Source organism: Burkholderia sp. LMG 13014 (genome assembly GCF_905232215.1).
Taxonomy (GTDB): domain Bacteria; phylum Pseudomonadota; class Gammaproteobacteria; order Burkholderiales; family Burkholderiaceae; genus Burkholderia.
This window is the reverse complement of sequence record NZ_CAJNKE010000912.1, coordinates 1-1,661: the sequence shown is the minus strand read 5'-3', so window position 1 is coordinate 1,661 and position 1,661 is coordinate 1. Positions and strand designations below refer to the sequence as shown.

Sequence of the window (1,661 nt, the reverse complement as noted above, 5' to 3'; positions counted from 1 at the left end):
GCCTGCGCGAATTCGGGTGCGATCGGCCGTTTGGTGTATCCTCAACGCGTCCTAATCGCCGCACGCGTCATGAAATCCTCCCGTTCCCGCAAGTCCGGGCGCGCCAAGTCCGCCGCGCCCGCCTCCCCCCGCCTTTCGCTGTTCGATGCGAAGGGCAAGGCCCGGACCGTCAACGCACAAGGGCTGCGAATCGACTTCCCGGACGGCCGCAGCCTGATGTTCGACCTGTCGGGCAGTTCGGGGGAAGCCGCCGTCGCGATCGTCGCGCAGCACAACGATCCGGCGATGCGCGCGAAGCTCGCGCTGCAGCCCGAGCACTACGACAGCGTGACGCTGCACGTGGGTGCCGAGCCCGCGCCGCGCGAAGACGACACCGAAGACGCGCTGCGCGAGCCGGAGCTCGATCTGTCCGTGCAGTACGGCGACGAAATCACGAGCGACGTGCGCAAGACGCTGCCCAAACGCAAGCTGATCGCCGAATGGATCGAGCCGGCGCTGTTCGCCAGCGCGCAGCTCACCGTGCGCTTCGTCGGCGAAGAAGAAGGCCGCACGCTGAACGCCGGCTACCGCCACAAGGACTACCCGACCAACGTGCTGACCTTCGCGTACGACGCGGCGCCCGACGGCACCGTGATCGGCGACCTCGTGCTGTGCTGCCCGGTCGTCGAGAAGGAAGCGCACGACCAGGGCAAGCCGCTCACGGCCCACTACGCGCACCTGCTGGTGCACGGCGCGCTGCACGCGCAAGGCTACGACCACGAGACGAGCGACGAAGACGCGGCCGAAATGGAAGCGCTCGAAGTCGACATCCTCGCGAAGCTGGGCTTCCCGAACCCGTACCAGTAAGTCGTCCGCACGATGCGCAACGCCGCGACGCTCCCGCCCGCCTACCCGCCGTCGATCGGCGACGGGCGCCTGCTGACGGAAGACGAGCTCGCGGCCTCGCTCGCGCTCACGATGCGCGACTGGGACGGCCAGCAGGATCTGTGGCTGTTCGGCTATGGCTCGCTGATCTGGAACCCGGGATTGCCGACCGTCGCCGCCGTGCGCGGCAAGGTGCACGGCTATCATCGCGGGCTCTATCTATGGTCGCGCGTGAACCGCGGCACGCCCGAGCGCCCGGGCCTCGTGCTCGCGCTCGATCGCGGCGGCTCGTGCTCGGGCATCGCGTTCCGGCTCGCCGGCCCGACCGCGCAGCCGCACCTCGAAACGTTGTGGAAGCGCGAGATGCCGATGGGTTCGTACCGGCCCGCGTGGCTGCCGTGCTCGCTCGAGAACGGCGAACGCGTGAACGCGCTCGCGTTCGTGATGCGCCGCGACGCGCCGACCTATACGGGCAAGCTGTCCGATCCCGTCGTGAAGGAAGTGTTCGGCTGCGCGGCCGGCCGCTACGGCACGACGCTCGACTACGTGAGCCGCACGGTCGACGCGCTGCGCGCGAGCGGCATCCCCGATCGCGCACTCGAAGGGTTGCTCGCGCGATGCCGGTGACGCGGCACGGCGCCCGGCTTGCCGCCGCACGCGGCCGCGCCGTGTGCGCATTCGAACGAGGGCATGCCCGATGAACCCGTCACGCTGGTCGCGCTGCAAGGTCGCCGCGCTGCTCGTCGCCGCGAGCATCGCGCTGTCCGGCTGGTGTCTGTTATACACATCTCCGCGCC

At 69.5% G+C, this 1,661-nt stretch carries 2 protein-coding genes; both read left to right on the top strand.

Going from position 1 to position 1,661, the window contains the following annotated elements; all coding sequences use genetic code 11:
• Positions 1-69 precede the first annotated feature (69 nt).
• Complete coding sequence (ybeY, locus tag JYJ84_RS36075; RefSeq protein ID WP_122946220.1) at positions 70-846, top strand: rRNA maturation RNase YbeY; 777 nt, start codon at positions 70-72, stop codon at positions 844-846.
• Positions 847-858: 12 nt separating this feature from the next.
• Entirely contained in the window at positions 859-1,491 is a 633-nt protein-coding gene (locus tag JYJ84_RS36070) for a gamma-glutamylcyclotransferase (protein ID WP_122946221.1), read from the top strand.
• Positions 1,492-1,661 lie beyond the last annotated feature (170 nt).